Here is a 611-nt window from a genome sequence, read left to right on the forward strand (position 1 = left end):
TCCTACCACGACCCGCGGCAGCACGCGGTCTCGCTCGCGTACGTGGTGCCGGTGGCCGGGGACTGCCGGCCGCGGCAGGACGCGCTGGACCTGGTCTGGTTCACCCCCGAGGAGGCGTCCTCGCCGCAGCTCCAGGAGGAGATGCCGGGCGGCCGCGGCATCCTCCTCAAGCAGGCCCTGGCCCACGTGGGCCGCCTGGCCTGACGGGGGCCGGCCGCCGGGGCCGGCCCCCTGCGCTACCCGGTGTAGGAGTCGCCGGTCACCGTGACCTGGCGGCCCCCGGCGGTGGTGGTGGACGTGGTGCTCAGGCAGCTGCCGGACGACGGGTCGGTGACCGTCGGCAGGCCGCCGGTGTAGTCGGTGCCGTCCTCCGTCCCGACCGGGGCGCCGTAGGTCACGGTGACCTGCTGACGGCAGCCGGCGGTCCGGTAGGGCTCGATGAAGCCGGAGTCGGCGGCCTTGAAACGGCCCGACGTCGACGGCAGGCTGAAGCTGCCGATGTGGGTCACCGTCGCGCCGGTCGTCTCGTCCACCACGTCCCCGGACATCAGCTGGGTGTCGCCGGTGACGCTGGCCAACTGGAGCGCCAGCGCGTAGGTGCGGCCCTTGGT

General features: G+C 74.3%; 2 protein-coding genes. One reads left to right on the forward strand and one right to left on the reverse strand.

What is annotated here, in order from left to right; translation table 11 throughout:
• On the forward strand, positions 1 to 204 hold a 204-nt coding region (locus AC5RWQ_RS30295; protein ID WP_494286016.1), incomplete at its 5' end, for a DUF4916 domain-containing protein.
• A gap of 32 nt (positions 205 to 236) precedes the next feature.
• Here AC5RWQ_RS30295 and AC5RWQ_RS30300 read toward each other — a convergent pair.
• Positions 237 to 611: hypothetical protein (locus AC5RWQ_RS30300; RefSeq protein WP_494286017.1), on the reverse strand; the 375-nt coding region annotated here is incomplete at its 5' end.

This window comes from Micromonospora sp. BS32, assembly GCF_059089345.1.